The sequence below is a fragment of the Streptomyces sp. DT2A-34 genome, from assembly GCF_030499515.1.
In the GTDB taxonomy this organism is placed as follows: Bacteria; Actinomycetota; Actinomycetes; order Streptomycetales; family Streptomycetaceae; genus Streptomyces.
On sequence record NZ_JASTWJ010000001.1, the window covers coordinates 4,380,904 to 4,397,015 of the forward strand.

Here is a 16,112-nt window from a genome sequence, read left to right on the forward strand (position 1 = left end):
AGCCAGATGCCGCCGCGCGACCGCGTCCACGTGCCCCCGCACGAGCCACTCAGCCACCCGTGCCCCACCGCCCGAAGGCCCTCTCATGCCCAGCCTGGATCCCCTCGCCCTCGACCTCAACGCGGATGTCCTGGTCAGCCCCGGCTACCTCGCCGGTCCTGGCGACAACCACAGCATCTTCAACTCCCTTGATCTCGCTCCCGGTTGGATCAAGGCCGTCGCCTTCGGCACCGACACGTACTACACGAGCCCGTGCCAGCGCGTACGTGTCGCCAACGCCCTGGAGAGCTTCTACGGCGGATGGACCATCTCCTACGCCGAGGACCCGCTCGGCGTCCCCGACTGGATCACCACGTTCGACCGGAACACACCCCACGAGATCGTGGCCGCCTTCACCGAGACCCTCGTCGAGGGAGTGCACAACAACTTCGCCGACTACCTAAGCGGTGGCCAGCACTACACGGGCACCAGCCCCGCCTCCCTCACCGCGCACCACCGGTGGGAGCCGGTACACGGCACCCGACCGTTCCGTACGGTCTCCCCCGACGGCCACGCTACCAATCAGATGAGCGTCGGCTGGCTGCACGAGTACGACGAGCTGCTCACGCCCGAGAAGTCGACGTGGCGCATGTCCGCCGGCCCCGACCCCGTGTACACACCGAGCTGGCAGGCCTTCTTCAGCCGGTACACCCCGCAGCACCTCATCACGGCCTCGACCGCCGTGTTCACGGACCCCACCCCCGTGCCGCGCGCCCTGGACCAGATCCCCGACCGGCACCGCTCACTGGTCTCGGTCGCCCGCGCGGACGCGGCCGGGCCCGGCCCGCGGGCCGCAGCGGCGCTCGCCCGCAGCACCCAAGCCCAGGCGACGCACGTACCTCCGCCTCAGGCCGCGCCGACCGCCCTCGCCACGCACGTCGGCTCCCGACGGCAGCGCTGACCCTCACTCTCAGCCCCGGAGTCCCACCGTGCCGATCATCGCCCCCGACGGGGACGTGTACGTCTCCCCGCTCTACCTCGCCGGCTGCACCGTCACCGGCGACCCCGCCCTCGCACCCCTCCTCGATCACGGCTTCGCCCTCCACGACGACGAGCTGGCGAACGTGTACGTCTCCTCCCCGCAACGGCACATACGCCTGGGCTATCTGCCCGAGGGGGAGGACAACACGCTGTGGAAAGTCGCCGTCCACGCTGATCCCTTCGGCCCTCCGCACTGGATGGCCACCTTCGACACGCCCACCCCCACCGAGCTGGTGACCGCCTTCACCACCACCCTCGCCAGCAGTTACACGAAGGGGCCGGACGCCTTCCTGTCCGGTGTGGACCATCGGATCGACGAGGCCTTGCGGCCCCTGACACGAGCAGGGTGGCAGCGCACGGACACGTGGGCTGCGACCACATGCACCGCCCCCGACCAACTGGCCGGCCTCACCTACTCGCGCCGACTCCCCGACGCGCAGGCCGAGCTGCACTCCGACACGCACCGATGGCTGCTGTGGGGCGGCAAGGACGGTTACCACTCACGCTGGTACGCCACTTTCACCTCCCGCACGCCCATCCACCTGATCGCGGCGACCACCGCACGCCTTGCCGACCCCACACCCGTGCTCCGGTACGCGCCCGAGGTTCCCTCCCGAAACCGCGGAGCGGCCCACATCACTCCAGTCACACCGCCGGTACCGACTCCACTCGATGTCCGCCGAGCCGCTGCCGCCCGCGCTCGCACCACCATTCCCCGGGCCGTCGTCCGTGCCCCCACGATGGCGACCGCATCCGGTCCCAGCGCCGTTCTTCCGGCCCGCGCCTTCCGCCGTCGATAACCGACGTACCCCACACTTCGCCAGCTCTCCGGAGCGACGTGCTAGAAGTCGTACACCGCGAAGTCGGCGACGGGGCGGTACCCAATCCTCTGATACAAGCCGTTACTGGTGGGGTTGGCCAGGTCCGCGAACAGCAGCACCTCCGCTGCGCCCGCGGCGAGTGCGGCCCGGCTCGCCTCGACTGTCGCGGCGCCCGCGTAACCGCGACCTCGCAGGTGGGCTGGGGTATAGACGGGGGCCACCCGGATCTGGCCCGCGACCATGGGCGTCCTGCCCGCCATGGAGACGGGGGTGCCGTCCGAGGTTTCCCACAGCGTGACGCGTTCGTCGGCGATGCGCGTGTCCGCCCATGAGCCGTTGTCTGCAGCGGGAGTTCCCCCGATGTCGGTGACGAACTCTCGGTGCCAGAGCATGAGTCGCTCACGGTCTTCCTCACCCGCGATTCGCCCGCGGCCCTCAGGGAACGGCTCCGGTGGCGTGAGCGTGCCCAGGCGGTACAGACGCTCCCGCTCGTGCAGCGCGGGTATCGCCCCCGTGTGCCGCTGCCAAGCCTCGGCGAAGGAGGTGGCGGTGTCGTGGTCCGCGTTGACGCCGGGGAGGGGATGGCCGAGGTCAGCTAGGTGGGCGGCGAGGCTGTCGGCCTCTTCGGGGGTGAGCGGGGTGAGGGTCAGCCGGCGGGGCGGGGTACGGAAGAAGGTCGCGCGGACCTCGCCCGCCCGCTCCAGCAGGCCGAAGATGGGGGCGTCGTCGCCGTACGCGTCCGCCCCGCGCGTACTCAGTGCCTCGGTCACCGTCAGCGGGACGGTGTGAAGGACGGGACGCGAGCGCAGGAAGTCTCCGGCACGAGCGAGAAAGTCGTCGACGTCTTCGGCGAAGTGCCAGCCATCCGGACTCATGCCTCATGATCCCGCGCGCTGTCGGCGTGCGCCCGTGGTTTTCCGCTGAGAGAGGCACGCTGACACCGACTCACTCATAGGGACCCGTCAGCCCCGGCGTCACCAGCCGCGCCAGCTCCCCTACGCTCAGCTCGATCCGCCGCCCATCAGCCATCCGGGACCGGCCCAACGACGCCGCCTCGACGTCGTCGACAGCCTCATCGTGCTCGCGACTCTCCTCGCTGCTCAAGCCCGCTCCTCCCCTTCTCTCCATCCGGCCACGCAAGCGGCCGCTCCCGCACCAGCTGAGCAGACGACCGTTTCATTCCGCGTTGGACGGACATCAGGCGCCGCATCCGTGCCCAGTTCGCCCACGGCAGACGCACACCGCGGGCAACGACTGGAGACACCGCCCAAGACCATGTCAACGTACGGGAGCCCGGAAAAACCCCAGGTCAACGAAGGGTTCTCTGTTCGTGACGCTCACCACCACAACCATGTTCCGGCCTCTCGCAGAGCTTCCTCCGCCCGCCCTCGGCGAGCGTGAGTGGCTCCTCGAATGCCACTGCGCCCGACCCGTGACCGACCTTCTCAAGGCCCAGGGATGGGACGTCGTCGCCGACCTGGACTGCAACGTCCACTGCGCCAGCCCCGACCGACGCGTGTACGTGGGCTTTCTCCCCGAGACCCAGGAGGCAGCACGCGGCGAGCTGTGGCACATCCACGTCACGGACAACAGCGGCATCAAGGCCTGGCGCCAGACCTTCGGACCGGATACCCCGGCACAGGCCGTGGCCGGGTTCCTCGCCGCTCTGATCAACTTCCCCACCCGCTACTGCACCTGCGTGTGACACCTGCTCCGCACTCTCATCGCCCAGGAGACCGTCTTGCCCTCCGAGATCACCGTTGGCCAACTGGTTCACCAGCTCCAGACCTTCGACCCCGGCCTGCCCGTGTACCTCGCCATCAATCCCGACTGGCCCTACGCCCACCGCATCGGCCGCACCATGGAGATCACTGGGGCGACCGGAGCCGTCTACATCGCTGAAAACGGCCAGGAGGGCGTGCTGCCGCCCGCCGTCCGCAATCAGCTGGACTGGGCCGACGTATGACGTGCCACCCGCGGACACGTCCCACTGCGCCGCCGATCAAATCCTCCGACTCCTCGCACCACCTGCTCCTCAGTGACCTGGTCCATCACCCCATGCCACGGTCGGTGCGCGGCGCTCTCCTCCGCTGCGTGCCGCCTCATTGCGCCCAGCCGATCCACACGGTGTGGATAAGCAACGTGAAGCCCGAGCGTCTCCATCCCGGCTCCATCCTGCTCAGCTGGGAGCCCGGGCTCGGAGGCGGAATGGATGTGACCGCTCGCCTCCGTCTGGCCTCAGCGGAGGTCCTCCTCGCCAGATGGCCGGACCTCCACGGCGACTGGACCACGGTCGTGCACCCCACCCTTCACGAGGTCATTGGGCTTCACACCGCTCTGTCCGTCGCCACCGACGCGCTGCACCTCGCCAACCACCTGGCCACCCGCTGACGACCCGTTCGCCGCGAACTTCCGAGGGCTGCCCCAAAGATTGGGGGCAGCCCTCGTGGCGTTGGGACATCGCTGTGCTGTCTCGGACGGCTGAGTGCCTTCTTACTGCAGACCGCTGGTGTGCCCACGAGCGCGGCTATTAGAGACGTATCCCGCTGTCGCCGAGGACGTCGGCGGCTGCCGCGCGAAGTGCCTTCACGGCCTGGTAGAGCAAGTGCTCCCGCTCGGCGGCGAGCGCGGTGTCCTCGGCCTTGCGGGAGGTGTCTTCCGCGTGAGCGTCACGCACCATCCGCCGCACGACCTCGGCGAGGTCGGCAGCCGCGCGGACCACCCCGTAAAGCGCCTCCACCACGGAAGGCGGCCCCTCCAGGAGGACAAGCTCGGCAGCCCGGTGGACGCCCCGGGCCTGGGCGATGAAGCGCTCCATCTTCTCGTCGACGTCCCTCAAGTCCGGCCGGTCCGCCCGCAGCGCGTCACGCACTGCGTCCAGGGCGACATCACGGTCGTACACCGCGCCCAGGTAGTTCGCGTAGGCGTCCCGGCGGTGCTGCCGACGCCACTGGACGAACTGCGAGCGCGCCGCCGCGCGCCCGGTGACCATCGCGGAGCCAAGGGTGGCGAGTGAGCCTACGGCGGCACCGAGCAGAGCGGCGAGTCCAGCGTCCACCGACCCATTCTCCCTACGCCCAGGCGCACTTGAAGTGCGCCCCCGGAGCGAGATCTGGTCGTTCACAGGGAGCCTCATGAGCCCTGGTGCTGCCCACGGGACCTATTCGGGCCTGGACTCGGTCAGATAGATGCCGGCGAGCGTGCCGTCGTAGCCCGTGGCCTGGGCCGCGGCCTCCAAGCTCGGGTAGTCCTGGCCGCCGACGTCGATTATCGCCTCGTAGTCCGCTCGGGTCAGTTCGCGCTCGACCCACTGGTGTGCGCAGCGGCAGCGGATGCTGATCTCGTTGCGGTCGCAGATGACCATCCAGTCGCGCCGGGCGCCGCACCGCGGGCACATCACCGGGATCCCGGTGATGACGATTTCCTCGGGGTGGGTGGTGGCGCGGAGGCCGATGCTGCCGTCGCCGAGTTGCATCTCCTCCTGGAGGCGCCGCAGGGGGTCGTCGCCGAGGGCCGTCTCCGGCAGAACGGTTCTCTGAGGGTGGAGGCCTTCGTCGAGTATCTGCATTGTCTCCTTCTCCATATCAACCAGCCCTAACAGGCGCCGGCCGTCGATGTCCAGCTCTTTGCGCTGCTCAGCGCCTTGGTCCTCGGGGATGAGGGTCCACACGGTGGGTCACGGCCGGCGCCTCGGGTACCGGTAGCGGAGATGGATGAGAGCGCGATTGCGCCGCCCGAGTGTCCGTGCGTGCGCGCGGTGGTGCCATGGTGGCGGGCAAGTTGGCGATGCGTCGTAGTCGCCAGACGAGGACGTCGGTGACGCTGTCGGCGGTTTCCAGTTCGCGCCATTCGACAGCCTGCTGGAGCAGAGCATCGGGGTCGTGTCCTGCGCGCTCGGCCTGGTCCAGGGTGGCGGCGAGGGCGTCCCAGCCGGGTTCGTGGCGTATCACGTCAGCCTGGTCGGGCAGGGCGGTTTCGAGAGTGCCGGCGTACCGCTCTCGTACGGGTTCGGGGAGGCGTCGGCCGTGTTCGCGCATAGTGTTCATCGGGGCAGTGGCGGCTGATCGGTAGGCGCTGCGCAGGTGTTGTGCGGCTCGCTGGGCGGCGGCTGCCTGCTGGGCGTGGCCGCGGGCGGAGTGCCAGCGCACGGCGGCGATGGTGACGAGGACCATCGTGGACAGGACCATCGCGGTGGCGCCGCCGTCTTCGCCTTTGCCGAGGGCGTTGCCAGCGCGGATGATGCCGCGAGCGGCGGCGCGAACAGCGCGGTTGTCGGCGCGCTCGGCGCGGACGTGGGAACGGGTGGCGCGTTCGAAGGCGCGGGCGGCCTCGACGAGTTCCTTACGGGTGGAGGCCGGGGCAGTCTGGGCGATGGCGTCGAGGAGTTCGCCAGCGCCGACGAGTTGGGCGGCAGAGTCTTCGTCGTCGTCCTCGTGGAGGATCGATGCCGCTCGTTCGGCGGCCGGGACTGCCTGGCGCCGGGCGCGGGCCGGGGGAAGTACTCGTTCATCACCATGGTCGGTGACGGGTTTGCCGTCGGGGCGTCCGGCATGAAGGCGCTGGCGGATTTTGGGGAGGGAGAGGTCCGGGGCGAGTTTGGAGCCGGAGAACCAGATGGGTTCGCCGTCGCGGTTCCGGTCGCCGGGGAGGGCGACCTTGTATCCGAGGGCGTCGCCGGACGGGGCGATGCGCTGTTCGACCCGAAGGCCGGCCTCGGCGAGGCGGTGGAAGAACTCTTCCTCGCTGGCTGCTCCGGCCAGGGCGTGGCGGACGCTCTCCCGCAGGGTCTCGCGGGGTGTCTCGGTCCGTCCGGTTCGTTCGGCCTTGGAGCGTTCGGCGCTGGTGGGGCGCTGGGCGGCGGTGCGGTCGCCGCCGTTGAGGATCTGCAGGCCGAACTCCTTCTCGATCTTGCGGCATTCGGCCTGGGCGCGGATGCCGTCTTCGTGGCGGCGGGGGCTGCGCCCGTCTTCGCGCTTGAGGGTGGCGACGAGATGGATGTGGTCGTCGGCGTGGCGTACGGCGATCCACCGGCAGGCCTTGTCGTCGCCGTATTCGGCGATGCCGGTGGCGTGGACGATGCGACGGGCAACCTCGGCCCACTCGGCGTCGGTGAGGTGGCGGTCGCCGGGGGCGGTGCGGACGGGGCAGTGCCACACGTGCCGGGCCGGTCGCTGGCCCTTCGGAAGGGCGAGGACGGGAAGGTCGAGTCGGTCGGTGAGTTGCTTGAGCGTGGCGGACGGGTCGCGTCCGGGGTCGGGGGCGAGTTCGGGCATCCAGGCTGCAACGAGATGCGGATCGGCGTGTTCTTCACGGCGGCCGGGGCCGTAGAGGTAGTTGAGGAGCCCGTACGTCCGGCTGCCGGTGGAGATGTCGGGGACCACCGTCAGCGCCGCGCAATCTCGATCGCGGCGGCCTCGACCCGGTCCGCAACCCGCAGGACACGGGCGATCGCGGCGTCCACGTACTCCACCTGACCGCCGGAGTTCAGGATGCGGGCCACCTGATTGAGGTTGCCGCCGACACGGGCGAGCTGTGCGCTGGCGGCCATCAGTTCTTCGACCCGGCCACGCTGGTCCAACAGCCAAGGCTGGGGACCTCCTTGAGCCTGGGCGACCGCGACCGCCGCGTCGGCAAGAAACCCGGCGGTCTTCAGACCGACGGCTTCCGCCGCACGCTTCACCAACGCGAGTTCGTCGGAGGTCAGCCGGACGCTGCGGACTTGGTCACGGTGCACACGCTGGCGCAGGCGAGGTCGCGTACGCGGTGCGGCGGGCAGCTTCGGTTCCCCTCCTGGCTGCGATCCGCCCTCGGTCGCAGCCTCCGAGCCCGGCACCCCCTGGTGCCGGGCCTCCCCCGTCGCTCCCGGGGCGGGGGTAAGCCCTTCCGAAACTCCTCCGCAGCCCGTGGCTGCGGAGGAGTTTCGGAAGGTACAGCTTGCTCGGCTTCGTGCCGGGCAGTCGTCTCGCTGCAGGTCAGAGGTTGTTTCGGGCGTCTCGGGGCGTGTCATCGGGGCGTCTGGGCCTTCGTACGGCGCATGTCGCGGAGGACCTCGGCGACGAAGTCGAGCGCGAGGACCGGGTGGTGCAGGGTGCGGGGTGTGCTGGCCGAGGTTCGCTGGACGGTCCAGGTGCCGTCCGGGCCGTGTTCGGCTCGGTGCAGGTGGCCGTATCGCAGAAGCACGGTGATCCAGGCGTCGGCTTCGGCGGGAGTTGCCGGGGTGGTGCGCATCGTGGTGTCTCCGGTGCATGGAGGGGAGTCGGTGGGGTGCGGGCGGCCCGGCCGTGGCCGTTGGCCGCCCGCTTATCCGGGCCGGTCGGTCAGCCGGTCTTGGTGGCCGACTTTTGGCCGGTCTCGGCGCGCAGTTGCTGCATCAGGGTGGTCAGCCGGTCACTGGCCAGCGTTTTGCCCTGCCCGCGGATGGCGTCGGCGACGACCGCGCGGGTGACCTTGCCCGCGTCGGCGACCGCCTGGCGGGCGATCGGCAGGAGGGTGTCCGCCGACGGGGCGGTGTCCGGACGGCCGTTGTCCGAGGTCTCCGAGGCGTTGTCCGGACGGGTCTCCGGCTCGGTGACCGACGGGGCGGCCAGCCGCAGGCGGGTGACCGGGGCAGGTCTACTGACCGGCTGTCCGCCCAGGTCAGCGGCGTCACCGCTGTGCGCCAGCTCCGTCTCCGGAGCGCTCGCCGGGTGTCCGGACGGCTCCTCCCGGTCAGCCGTTCGCGGCACGCTCGGGCCGGGGGTGACCGCCGGACGGCCGCTCTCCGGCCGGGTGAGCGTGGCCGAGTGTCCGGAGGTGGCCGGGACCGGCCGGTGTCCGTCCGTCGCGAGCGGGGTCTCCGGCCGGTCAGCGGCGATCCGGTCAGTGCGGACGGTGAAGGTGTCCGAGTGTCCGTGGTGACCGGCCTCGGTGACCCGGCGGGCGATGAGGATGTACAGGTGGACGGCTCCGGCCAGGGCGAGCGGGGCGAGGGTGGACAGGGCGCCGACGGTGACGTCGCCGAGCCGCAGTCCGCCACCTCCGGGGTGCTGCTGGTTGAGGCGTACGGCGTGCAGGGCATTGGCCCAGATGCTGGCGGCCGTCGCGGTGCCGAAGAGTGTCCACACGTACAGGCGGGCCGCGAACGAGGCGGTGCGCAGGACCAGGAGGGCGCGTACCCCGTAGGCGATGAAGCCGTCAATCACCAGGGGGAAGAGGAACGTGAGGGGTCCGCGGACGTGGATGGCGGTGGCCATCTGCTGCAGGGCGTCGTACGAGAGCGCGCACCCTGCGCCGCCGAGGGCGACGATCGCGGCTCGGTCCCAGCCGGTGATGTGAGCCGGTGTCGGCGCGCTGTGGCTCACGCGGCCGTCCCGAGGTCGTCGCGTTCGGGGGTCTCGGCTGCGGGTGTCTTGAGCTCCTTGGTGGGGCTCTTGGGCTTCTTCTTCCCCTTGTTCGCCTTCTTCTTCTGGTCGACGGCGCGGTTGCGGATCTCCCGGCGGATGTTGCGGTAGAGCTTCTCGGCGTGCTCCTCGGTGATCTTGAGCAGCCAGGCGAGCCGCTCGGCCGGCACGTTGGCGTGGTAGGCGGCTATGACGACGGCGTCACGCTCGGCCTGGGTGAGGTGGATGTCGCGGCCGGCCAACACCTCGTTCACGCGGGCGTAGTCGAAGCGGCGATGGAGCTTGCGGTGCAGGGGGGCGCGTTCCTCTTCGGTCATGCCGCCCCGGATGCCGTCGCGGTCGCCGTTTTCGAGGGCCGCGTCGAGGCAGGTTGCGCGGACGGGGCACTGCGCGCACAGGGCCTTGGCGGCGCGGATGCGGTCCATCTCGTCCGGCTCGGGGAAGAAGATCTCCGGATCGACCTGGTGGTGGGTTGTCGAGCGGCAGGCGGCGCTGTCGTGCCAGGTGAGGTTGCCGAGGGTGCGCGGGGTCTGGTTCTCGGTGCTGTGCATGTGGGTGTCTCCGGTCGCCCCGGGCGCGTTTTTGGGCAGGCGCGTCCCAGGGGTTGGTGCGTGAAGGAGGCGGAGGCGGCGGCAGCCGGTCGCGGCGGGGATCAGGCGGCGGCGATGCGGCGCCGCTCGGCTGCGAGGGCTCGTCTGCGGTCGGGGCCGTCGAGGATGACCTTGTCGCTCATCTCGGTCAGCCGTGAGGCGACCCGGTCGCCGATGTGCTGACGCAGGTCGGCCATGCCGAGGTTGGTGGTGATGAGCGTCGGGAGCATCTCGTTGTAGCGGCGGTTGATCAGCCGCATCGTGATCTCCTCGGTCCACTCGCTGTTCTTGGCCGCCCCGAGGTCGTCGATGATCAGCAGCGGGCAGCGGGCGAGGTCCATCAGCTCCCGCTCGCCGTCGTGGCCGGGGCGGGGTCGCAGCTCGGCGTACAGGTCGGCTGCGGTGGTCGCCTTCCAGCGCAGCCGGACTCCGGCGATGAGCAGCGAGCGGATCGCGCCGTACGCCTGGTAGGTCTTGCCGGTGCCGGTGGTGCCGACGATCAGCAGCGAGCGGCCCTGCGCGATGCCCGGCGCTCCCTCGGGTCCAGGACGGCCGGCCTCGGCGATCGCGCGGACCCAGGCGGCGACCGCCGGGTGGTCGGCGACGGCGGCCTGGTAGCGGGCCGGGATGCGGGCCTGGGCCGCCTGGAGGGCGGGGATCGGCTCGACGGGGTCGGTGAGTTGGACGGCTGGGTCGATGCCCCGGGCGGTGAGGATGCCCGCCAAGCGGCGGGCGATGCCGCCGATGGGCTGGGCGTCACGGTCGCGCATCACAGCTCCTCGGCGTAGGCGGCGGCAGGGTCGCTGGGGTTGGCCCAGGCCCGGTGACCGGGCACGTTAGGCCGGGATTCCGTCCGCACCAAACCGGCGGGGGTGGCGTTCATGGCCTCGTGGACCAGGCTCGGCAGGGTGCTCGGGTGCAGCCCCTTCGCCCGGTGACGGGCCAGCCCGGCTCGGATGTGGTCCGGATCGATGCCCTCCGCGAGGAGCTTGGCGGTCTCCCGTCCGAGGTGACCGAGCACGCCGCTGGGCGGGCGGTGGGCACATGCAGCCGCGTACTCGGCCATGAGCTGCTGGGTCGAGACGGTCTCCGGTGCGGGGGCGCCTGCGCTCCCCGAAGGAGAAGTAGTTCCTAGATCCAAGTTCCTAGATCCTAGATCCGGACCGTGAGGGCTCATCGAGGGCTCACTGAGTCCTCCATGAGTGCTCCGTGAGGGGTCCTGGGATGCGTTCTGGGCTGCGGTTTTGTAAGGGTCGGGGAGCTCGTGCTGGGTGCGTGAGCCCTCACTGAGTCCTCCGTGCGTCTTCACGGAGGACTCAGTGCCGTCTCCGTGAGTTCGCGGTGCGTCCGATGCGGGCTGCTCGACGTCGTGGTGCGGGCAGGCGGGGAAGCGGACGCCGCTGGGCCGGTTGACCTTCTGATGCTGGCGCCAGGTGACGATGTGCAGGTACCTCTTGCCGTCATCGCCTGCGTAGCGGCAGATCAGGTGGGCGGCGGCGAGCTGGGTCAGGTCGTCCTCGACGTCCACGGGGCCGTGCTCCGGGCGCAGCGACCACAGCAGTCCGGTGATCACGGCGGGCTGGTCGCGGAAGCGACCGTGGTCGTCGGCCTGGGTGAGGAGGCCGAAGAAGGTCCGCTCCGCGGCGAGGGAGACCGCGGCGAGCGACTCGGACGCGAAGGCCTCGGGCTTGATCGTTCGGATCCGGGCCACGGTCAGCAGCCCCCGTCCGAATGGGCACGGGCCCCGGCCGTGGGACGCAGGGTCCCAGTGGCGAGATCGAGGTCGTGCGCCTCGTCCCAATTCACCTCGGGGAAGGCTCGGATCACCCAGCGGGCGGCGGCCACGCGCTGGGTCCGGTTGAGAGGTATGGGCTGCCCCCGCTCGTCGTACGCGCGGGTGTAGGGGCTCGGCCAGGTCTGGCTGGGCTGATGCCGCGAGACGCGGACGGTACGGGCACCGGGCACCATGTCCGCGAGGAGAACGGCCAGGCGGTGCTGGCGGGTGCTGGCGGTGGGGTCGTCGGTCTTGGCGGGCTGGGCGGCGAGCGCCCTTCCGGTCCAGGACTCGGGCATGCGACAATTCCTTACTCGTAGGTGGGGTGGGACGGCCGTTCTCGTCGAAAAGGTCAGCCGACTCGCCCCGGTTATGAATCCGCGCCCTCAGGGGTGGCGGGCCTGGCGCCCGGAAGCTGCTAACTTCTGGGCGCCGGTCTCATCTCCCGCTGAAATCCGCGTACTTGGCGCCTGGTGTGGCTCTCGTTTCCTCCCTTGAGGACATCCTGATTCGGCGATTTCGCCGAGGGACCAGCAACATATGCACACCGCTTCCAACACTCCAGTGGATTGCGGTCTGTGGGCTGATCCGACGCCAACTCGACATATATTGCTGAGGTGATGCGTCTCTGCCCGCTCCCAGGGAGCGTTCTACCTGCAGGCCGCGAAGCCGCTGCGGGGCCTTGGGGCGCACACTCCTGGCAGCTGCCGTACCGGCCGCGTTACCGAACTACGCTTCCGACTGCTCCCGAGCCCCCCAGCATGGATGAGTTAATTCGCGGTAGACGTGCGACTCAGGAACGCGCGATCCGATGCGACTAACAGCACGGCGATACGGACCGGAGCTTCTCCATTGATCGCGAGCCCTGCCCGAACAGCCATACAGCCAGTCGCCGTTTGAAGCAGAGACATGCGAAACTCCTTGCGTATCGGCCACCTTGTAAGTACCGCGCGCGAACGCGAAGCAGCCGTGATGTGATCTCGGCGCCCTACCGAAAGGCAGGAGCACGCCCGACGATCGAGGAATAAGACCCCTTCGCCGATTACACCTTGAGAGCGCTCCACACGCGGGACCGCACAGAGCTCTCCCGGATCGATCTCCTCGGCCACTGCACCGCTGAAGATCGACAGCGAAGATCGAGCGAGCGTGCGACGCTCCCCGTTTTTCGCTAAGCTGAAGCTACATCCACTCCCACAAAAAATCAACGCGCCGAAGTTACTTCGGTTTGCAGAAAAACGAGGTTCGATGCCCGCCCGCCACTTCGACAGAGGCCGAGTACGCGCTGTGCGACGCGCCGCCGAGGTCGCCCAGACCGACGTGGCGACGGCCGTCGGCGTAGCGGACTCGACGGTCGCTGGCTGGGAGACAGGGTTGGCAACGCCCGATCCGGAGAAGCTGCCCGCCCTGGCGAAGGCACTCCGGCGGGAACTGGACGATCTCTTCCCTCGCACAGGTCTCCCGGACCTGACCGATCTGCGTTGCGACGCCGGCTACTACCAGTACGAGACGGCGAGGCTGATCGGGACGAAGAGCGCGGGTCCCGTGGCGGGAGCTGAACGTGGTGAGCGGCGGCTCAAGGACAAGTACGTCCCCGCCTTGGCAGCGGCCTACGGGGTGAGCGAGGAGGAGTTGCGGCGCGCGGAGGACCGATCCATCGCCAAGGCGCAGGGTGGTGAAGCCGAATCGGAGGCCACCGGGACCGCACCCACGACCGGGGGACCGCCCGGCACGTTGGCGGAGAGAATCACCCTGATCCTGGAGCGTTCGTATCCCGGCGAGCAGGGTCCGCCAACGGACGAGGAGATCGCTGACGCGATCAACTCGCATGCCGGGGCGCGGGTCATCTCCAAAGCAGGCGTTCTGGATCTGCGTACCGGCGCCGTGGATACGGCATCGCCTGTCGTCCTTGAGGGCCTGGCGGCGTTCCTCGGTGTCTCACCGATGTACTTCCAGCCGGATGACGCCGTGGCCCGCCAGGTCTACGAGGGTCTCCAACTCCTATCGGCCTCACGGAAGGGGGCCGTGGGACGGGTCAAGGGGCGAGGGATGGGCTCGCAGGGCCTGCCGACGAACGTCATGGAGTTCGTCAACGACCTGGTCACGGAGTTGGAAGAGAGAGAGCCGGACGACAGGGAGTAGCACCTGCCCGAAGCCCGACCGGAGGCTTCGGACAGCATGCGGGGCCGCTCCTGCTCTCGGGCCGCTCTCTACCGGTCGTGGTGTCGGCCAGCGGCGATCACGGCCCGGATCGCGTGCAGCGCGTCGAGGTCTTCGAGGGGGTCCCCCTCGATCACCAGCAGGTCTGCGCGGAATCCCGGAGCGATCCGGCCCGTCGTCTTGCCCAGTCCAAGCGCGTCGGCCGCGTCGGCCGTGGCCATGTCGAGGATCTTGCTGTTTGGCAGGCCCAGGTGCGCATAGAACGACAGGGCAGGCACCAGTCCGTCGAACCCCGCGCGCTGGACTCCCGCGTCGGTTCCGGCGACGAGCTTTGCGCCGGCCTCCGCCATCTGACGGACGAGGTCGAACATGGCTGCGGCCCGTTCCTCGCCGAAGAAGCGCGGGAGCATCTGCCAGTGGGGGCTCACGGCCGGGCAGACGGCGATGCCTTCTTCGACGATCCGCTTCAGGACGTCCTGCCGGAGGTCGAAGCCGTCAGCTGTCATCCAGGTGCAGTGCTCGATCGTGTCCACGCCCGCTTCCACAGCGGCGGCGATGCCGTCCGCGCCGTGTGCGTGGGCAGCTACCGGCACGCCGGCCTTGTGCGCCTCGTCCACCAGGGCCTGCAACTCCTCCGGGGTGAACTGGCTCTGCCAGCTCTTTGGCCCATCCTTGGTCAGGCCGCCTCCGGTCACCATGGCCTTGATCACGCCCGCGCCCGCCGCGAGGTTGCGCCGTACGAGATCGCGGACCTGGTCCACGCCGGAGACCTCGCCGCCCAGGAAGTGGCAGTGCCCGCCAGGAGGGGTGGCCGGTGTGCCCGCGGACACGATTCGCGGGCCAGGCGTGCTGCCTCGGCTGATCTCCTCGTCCAGGCGGAGTGCCAGGCCGTTGCGGTCTCCCAGGTCCCGGACCGTCGTAACCCCGCTGGACAGGAGCTGTTCCGCACGCCGACGCATGTCCTCCAGCAGCTTCTCGTCACTCGACTCGGCGAGGGTGGCCACTGGGTCGCCGCCGCCGTCGAACGCGAGGTGTACGTGGGCGTCGATCAGTCCGGGCAGCAGCGTCGCGTCGGGGAACGCCAGGTGCTTCCCGTCCGCGCCGACCCGGTCGGCTAGCTGGGTGCGCGGTCCGACCGCGGCGATCGAGTCACCCTCAACGAGGACGGCGCCGTCCTCCAGGTACTTCCCGGAGCCGGTCAGGACCCGGCTGGCGGTGATCAGCATTTCGTTAGGTCTCCCTCTCACTTCCACGGTCACGCGGTCAGCCGGAGCGCTTCCGACACCGCGATCAACTGACGGACGTCCGCGTCCCGGTCGTCCTCCTTCGGCACCGCGAGCGGCACCGCCTGTCCCGGTGCCGGAGCCCCCTGTCGGATCGTGTCGGCGGCACGCCGTAGTCGGCTCGCGAGTTCCGCAGGATCCAGGCTGAGCAGGTCGGCGTCACAGTCCTCGTCGACCAGGTAGGGGCTGATGTCGACCAGGCCGTCCCGGCATTCCACTATCCGCCGGTGGTAGCGACGGTGCACGCCACGCGCCCGCCACCGATCCCACAGGCGGCGGGAGGCAGGGCGAAGTTCGTTCTCCGGGTAGACGTCGGTCAGCAGCTGCCACAAGGGGCTCAGCCGACGGTGATCGCGGCGCCGCCGCAGCCACAGCCGGATGGCCGTGATCCTGGAGCGACTCGCCGAATAGGTGATGCCCGCGACGAAGAGCAGGATCGACACGACAAGCCAGAACGCCACGCCGGCCGTGAGCCGGTTCGGAATGGTTCCGCCGCTCCAGCGGACGACGACAAAGACCGCGCGGACGGCGCAGGCCACCGCCATGGCGCCGAGGCCGATCGCCGTCATCCACAGCCCTGTGGCATGCGGTCGGCTCGACATGCGGGCATAGCGTGCGGTCCACCGTCCGGCGGCACCGAGCGCGTACATCAGGTACAGGCCCGCGCCGGCGTAGAAGAAGGCGATCTGCGGGATCGTCATGTCTGCTGTGCTGAACGAGCCGGCGAAGTCCTCGTGCGGCACGGTCGCTGCCGCCAGGATGATCGCCACAGTGACCACGGACACGACGACGGCTTCCCACCGCGCGCGACGTCGCGCCGCCCGCCCGTCGGCCGAGTACAGGTAGAAGCACATCAGGAAGTAGACCGTCAGCAGCAACAGGACGTTCTGGATCAGCTTCGCCGTGCCGTGCCCGGCCACGGTGTCGATACCGGTGGTGCCGCCCGGCATGGCCACGGGGTACGACAGGCCCGCACTCAGCAGGCAGAGGGCGACCGACCTCGTGGGAGCGTCATGCGGGGCTCTGGACCACAGGTAAAGCCTCCACACGACGGCAGCCGCGATGATCAGCAGGAGTATCCCGCTCAC

20 protein-coding genes are annotated in these 16,112 nt (G+C 69.7%); 6 read left to right on the forward strand and 14 right to left on the reverse strand.

The annotated features are described in order from the left end of the window. The first annotated feature begins 85 nt into the window (after positions 1-85). Positions 86-940: a DUF317 domain-containing protein gene (locus tag QQM39_RS19250; RefSeq protein WP_301998235.1), complete on the forward strand. Its 855-nt coding sequence runs from the start codon at positions 86-88 to the stop codon at positions 938-940. Between the two features lie 28 nt (positions 941-968). Further along, complete coding sequence (locus QQM39_RS19255; protein ID WP_301998237.1) at positions 969-1,820, forward strand: DUF317 domain-containing protein; 852 nt, start codon at positions 969-971, stop codon at positions 1,818-1,820. A gap of 41 nt (positions 1,821-1,861) precedes the next feature. Here QQM39_RS19255 and QQM39_RS19260 read toward each other — a convergent pair whose 3' ends face one another. Continuing rightward, the gene (locus tag QQM39_RS19260; RefSeq protein WP_301998239.1) at positions 1,862-2,716 is read right to left on the reverse strand and encodes a GNAT family N-acetyltransferase; all 855 of its coding nucleotides are present in this window, start codon (positions 2,714-2,716) and stop codon (positions 1,862-1,864) included. A 70-nt stretch (positions 2,717-2,786) separates the two neighbouring features. After that, positions 2,787-2,945 (reverse strand): hypothetical protein, encoded by a 159-nt coding sequence (locus QQM39_RS19265; protein ID WP_301998242.1) that lies wholly within the window; start codon positions 2,943-2,945, stop codon positions 2,787-2,789. 328 nt (positions 2,946-3,273) lie between these two features. On the opposite strand from QQM39_RS19265, the gene QQM39_RS19270 reads away from it, so the two are divergent. The 3 genes from QQM39_RS19270 (at position 3,274) to QQM39_RS19280 (ending at position 4,232) form a co-directional block, all read left to right on the forward strand. Continuing rightward, positions 3,274-3,546, forward strand: coding sequence for a DUF317 domain-containing protein (locus QQM39_RS19270; protein ID WP_301998243.1), 273 nt, complete (start codon positions 3,274-3,276; stop codon positions 3,544-3,546). 36 nt (positions 3,547-3,582) lie between these two features. Then, complete coding sequence (locus tag QQM39_RS19275) at positions 3,583-3,807, forward strand: hypothetical protein (RefSeq protein ID WP_301998245.1); 225 nt, start codon at positions 3,583-3,585, stop codon at positions 3,805-3,807. Between the two features lie 176 nt (positions 3,808-3,983). Beyond that, complete coding sequence (locus tag QQM39_RS19280; protein ID WP_301998247.1) at positions 3,984-4,232, forward strand: esterase; 249 nt, start codon at positions 3,984-3,986, stop codon at positions 4,230-4,232. Between the two features lie 139 nt (positions 4,233-4,371). On the opposite strand, the gene QQM39_RS19285 is transcribed toward QQM39_RS19280, so the two are convergent. The 10 genes from QQM39_RS19285 to QQM39_RS19330 all read right to left on the reverse strand — a co-directional run bounded on the left by QQM39_RS19285 (position 4,372) and on the right by QQM39_RS19330 (position 11,883). Next, positions 4,372-4,899 carry a proline dehydrogenase gene (locus tag QQM39_RS19285; protein ID WP_301998249.1) on the reverse strand — a complete coding sequence of 176 codons (528 nt, stop codon included), beginning with the start codon at positions 4,897-4,899 and terminating at the stop codon, positions 4,372-4,374. Between the two features lie 102 nt (positions 4,900-5,001). After that, complete coding sequence (locus QQM39_RS19290) at positions 5,002-5,409, reverse strand: hypothetical protein (RefSeq protein ID WP_301998251.1); 408 nt, start codon at positions 5,407-5,409, stop codon at positions 5,002-5,004. 67 nt (positions 5,410-5,476) lie between these two features. Continuing rightward, positions 5,477-7,222, reverse strand: coding sequence for a relaxase/mobilization nuclease domain-containing protein (locus QQM39_RS19295; protein ID WP_301998252.1), 1,746 nt, complete (start codon positions 7,220-7,222; stop codon positions 5,477-5,479). 2 nt (positions 7,223-7,224) lie between these two features. Beyond that, positions 7,225-7,521, reverse strand: a complete 297-nt coding sequence (gene mobC, locus QQM39_RS19300) for a plasmid mobilization relaxosome protein MobC (protein ID WP_302003639.1) — start codon at positions 7,519-7,521, stop codon at positions 7,225-7,227. A 323-nt stretch (positions 7,522-7,844) separates the two neighbouring features. Then, on the reverse strand, positions 7,845-8,069 hold the full coding sequence (locus QQM39_RS19305; RefSeq protein WP_301998253.1) for a hypothetical protein: 225 nt from the start codon (positions 8,067-8,069) through the stop codon (positions 7,845-7,847). An 89-nt stretch (positions 8,070-8,158) separates the two neighbouring features. Then, the gene (locus tag QQM39_RS19310) at positions 8,159-9,181 is read right to left on the reverse strand and encodes a DUF2637 domain-containing protein (RefSeq protein ID WP_301998255.1); all 1,023 of its coding nucleotides are present in this window, start codon (positions 9,179-9,181) and stop codon (positions 8,159-8,161) included. Then, complete coding sequence (locus tag QQM39_RS19315) at positions 9,178-9,771, reverse strand: WhiB family transcriptional regulator (RefSeq protein WP_301998257.1); 594 nt, start codon at positions 9,769-9,771, stop codon at positions 9,178-9,180. The genes QQM39_RS19310 and QQM39_RS19315 overlap by 4 nt, the downstream gene beginning before the upstream one ends. Before the next feature lie 101 nt (positions 9,772-9,872). Then, the gene (locus QQM39_RS19320) at positions 9,873-10,580 is read right to left on the reverse strand and encodes an ATP-binding protein (protein ID WP_301998259.1); all 708 of its coding nucleotides are present in this window, start codon (positions 10,578-10,580) and stop codon (positions 9,873-9,875) included. Continuing rightward, positions 10,580-11,521, reverse strand: coding sequence for a hypothetical protein (locus QQM39_RS19325; RefSeq protein WP_301998261.1), 942 nt, complete (start codon positions 11,519-11,521; stop codon positions 10,580-10,582). The genes QQM39_RS19320 and QQM39_RS19325 overlap by 1 nt, the downstream gene beginning before the upstream one ends. Positions 11,522-11,523: 2 nt before the next feature. Then, positions 11,524-11,883 (reverse strand): hypothetical protein, encoded by a 360-nt coding sequence (locus QQM39_RS19330; protein ID WP_301998262.1) that lies wholly within the window; start codon positions 11,881-11,883, stop codon positions 11,524-11,526. A 985-nt stretch (positions 11,884-12,868) separates the two neighbouring features. Between QQM39_RS19330 and QQM39_RS19335 the strand changes: the two genes are divergently transcribed. Further along, entirely contained in the window at positions 12,869-13,723 is an 855-nt protein-coding gene (locus QQM39_RS19335; protein ID WP_301998263.1) for a helix-turn-helix transcriptional regulator, read from the forward strand. A gap of 68 nt (positions 13,724-13,791) precedes the next feature. Here the strand turns inward: QQM39_RS19335 and QQM39_RS19340 are convergent, their stop codons facing one another. Next, on the reverse strand, positions 13,792-14,967 hold the full coding sequence (locus QQM39_RS19340) for an amidohydrolase family protein (protein WP_301998264.1): 1,176 nt from the start codon (positions 14,965-14,967) through the stop codon (positions 13,792-13,794). Between the two features lie 29 nt (positions 14,968-14,996). Next, a complete protein-coding gene (locus QQM39_RS19345; RefSeq protein ID WP_301998266.1) occupies positions 14,997-16,112 on the reverse strand; it encodes an MAB_1171c family putative transporter in 1,116 nt (371 codons plus the stop codon).

Coding starts and splice junctions, on each gene's coding strand:
- QQM39_RS19250 (WP_301998235.1), top strand. CDS start 86: ATGCCCAGCCTGGATCCCCTCGCCCTCGACCTCAACGCGGATGTCCTG.
- QQM39_RS19260 (WP_301998239.1), bottom strand. CDS start 2,716: ATGAGTCCGGATGGCTGGCACTTCGCCGAAGACGTCGACGACTTTCTC.
- QQM39_RS19290 (WP_301998251.1), bottom strand. CDS start 5,409: ATGCAGATACTCGACGAAGGCCTCCACCCTCAGAGAACCGTTCTGCCG.
- QQM39_RS19305 (WP_301998253.1), bottom strand. CDS start 8,069: ATGCGCACCACCCCGGCAACTCCCGCCGAAGCCGACGCCTGGATCACC.
- QQM39_RS19315 (WP_301998257.1), bottom strand. CDS start 9,771: ATGCACAGCACCGAGAACCAGACCCCGCGCACCCTCGGCAACCTCACC.
- QQM39_RS19320 (WP_301998259.1), bottom strand. CDS start 10,580: ATGCGCGACCGTGACGCCCAGCCCATCGGCGGCATCGCCCGCCGCTTG.
- QQM39_RS19330 (WP_301998262.1), bottom strand. CDS start 11,883: ATGCCCGAGTCCTGGACCGGAAGGGCGCTCGCCGCCCAGCCCGCCAAG.
- QQM39_RS19340 (WP_301998264.1), bottom strand. CDS start 14,967: ATGCTGATCACCGCCAGCCGGGTCCTGACCGGCTCCGGGAAGTACCTG.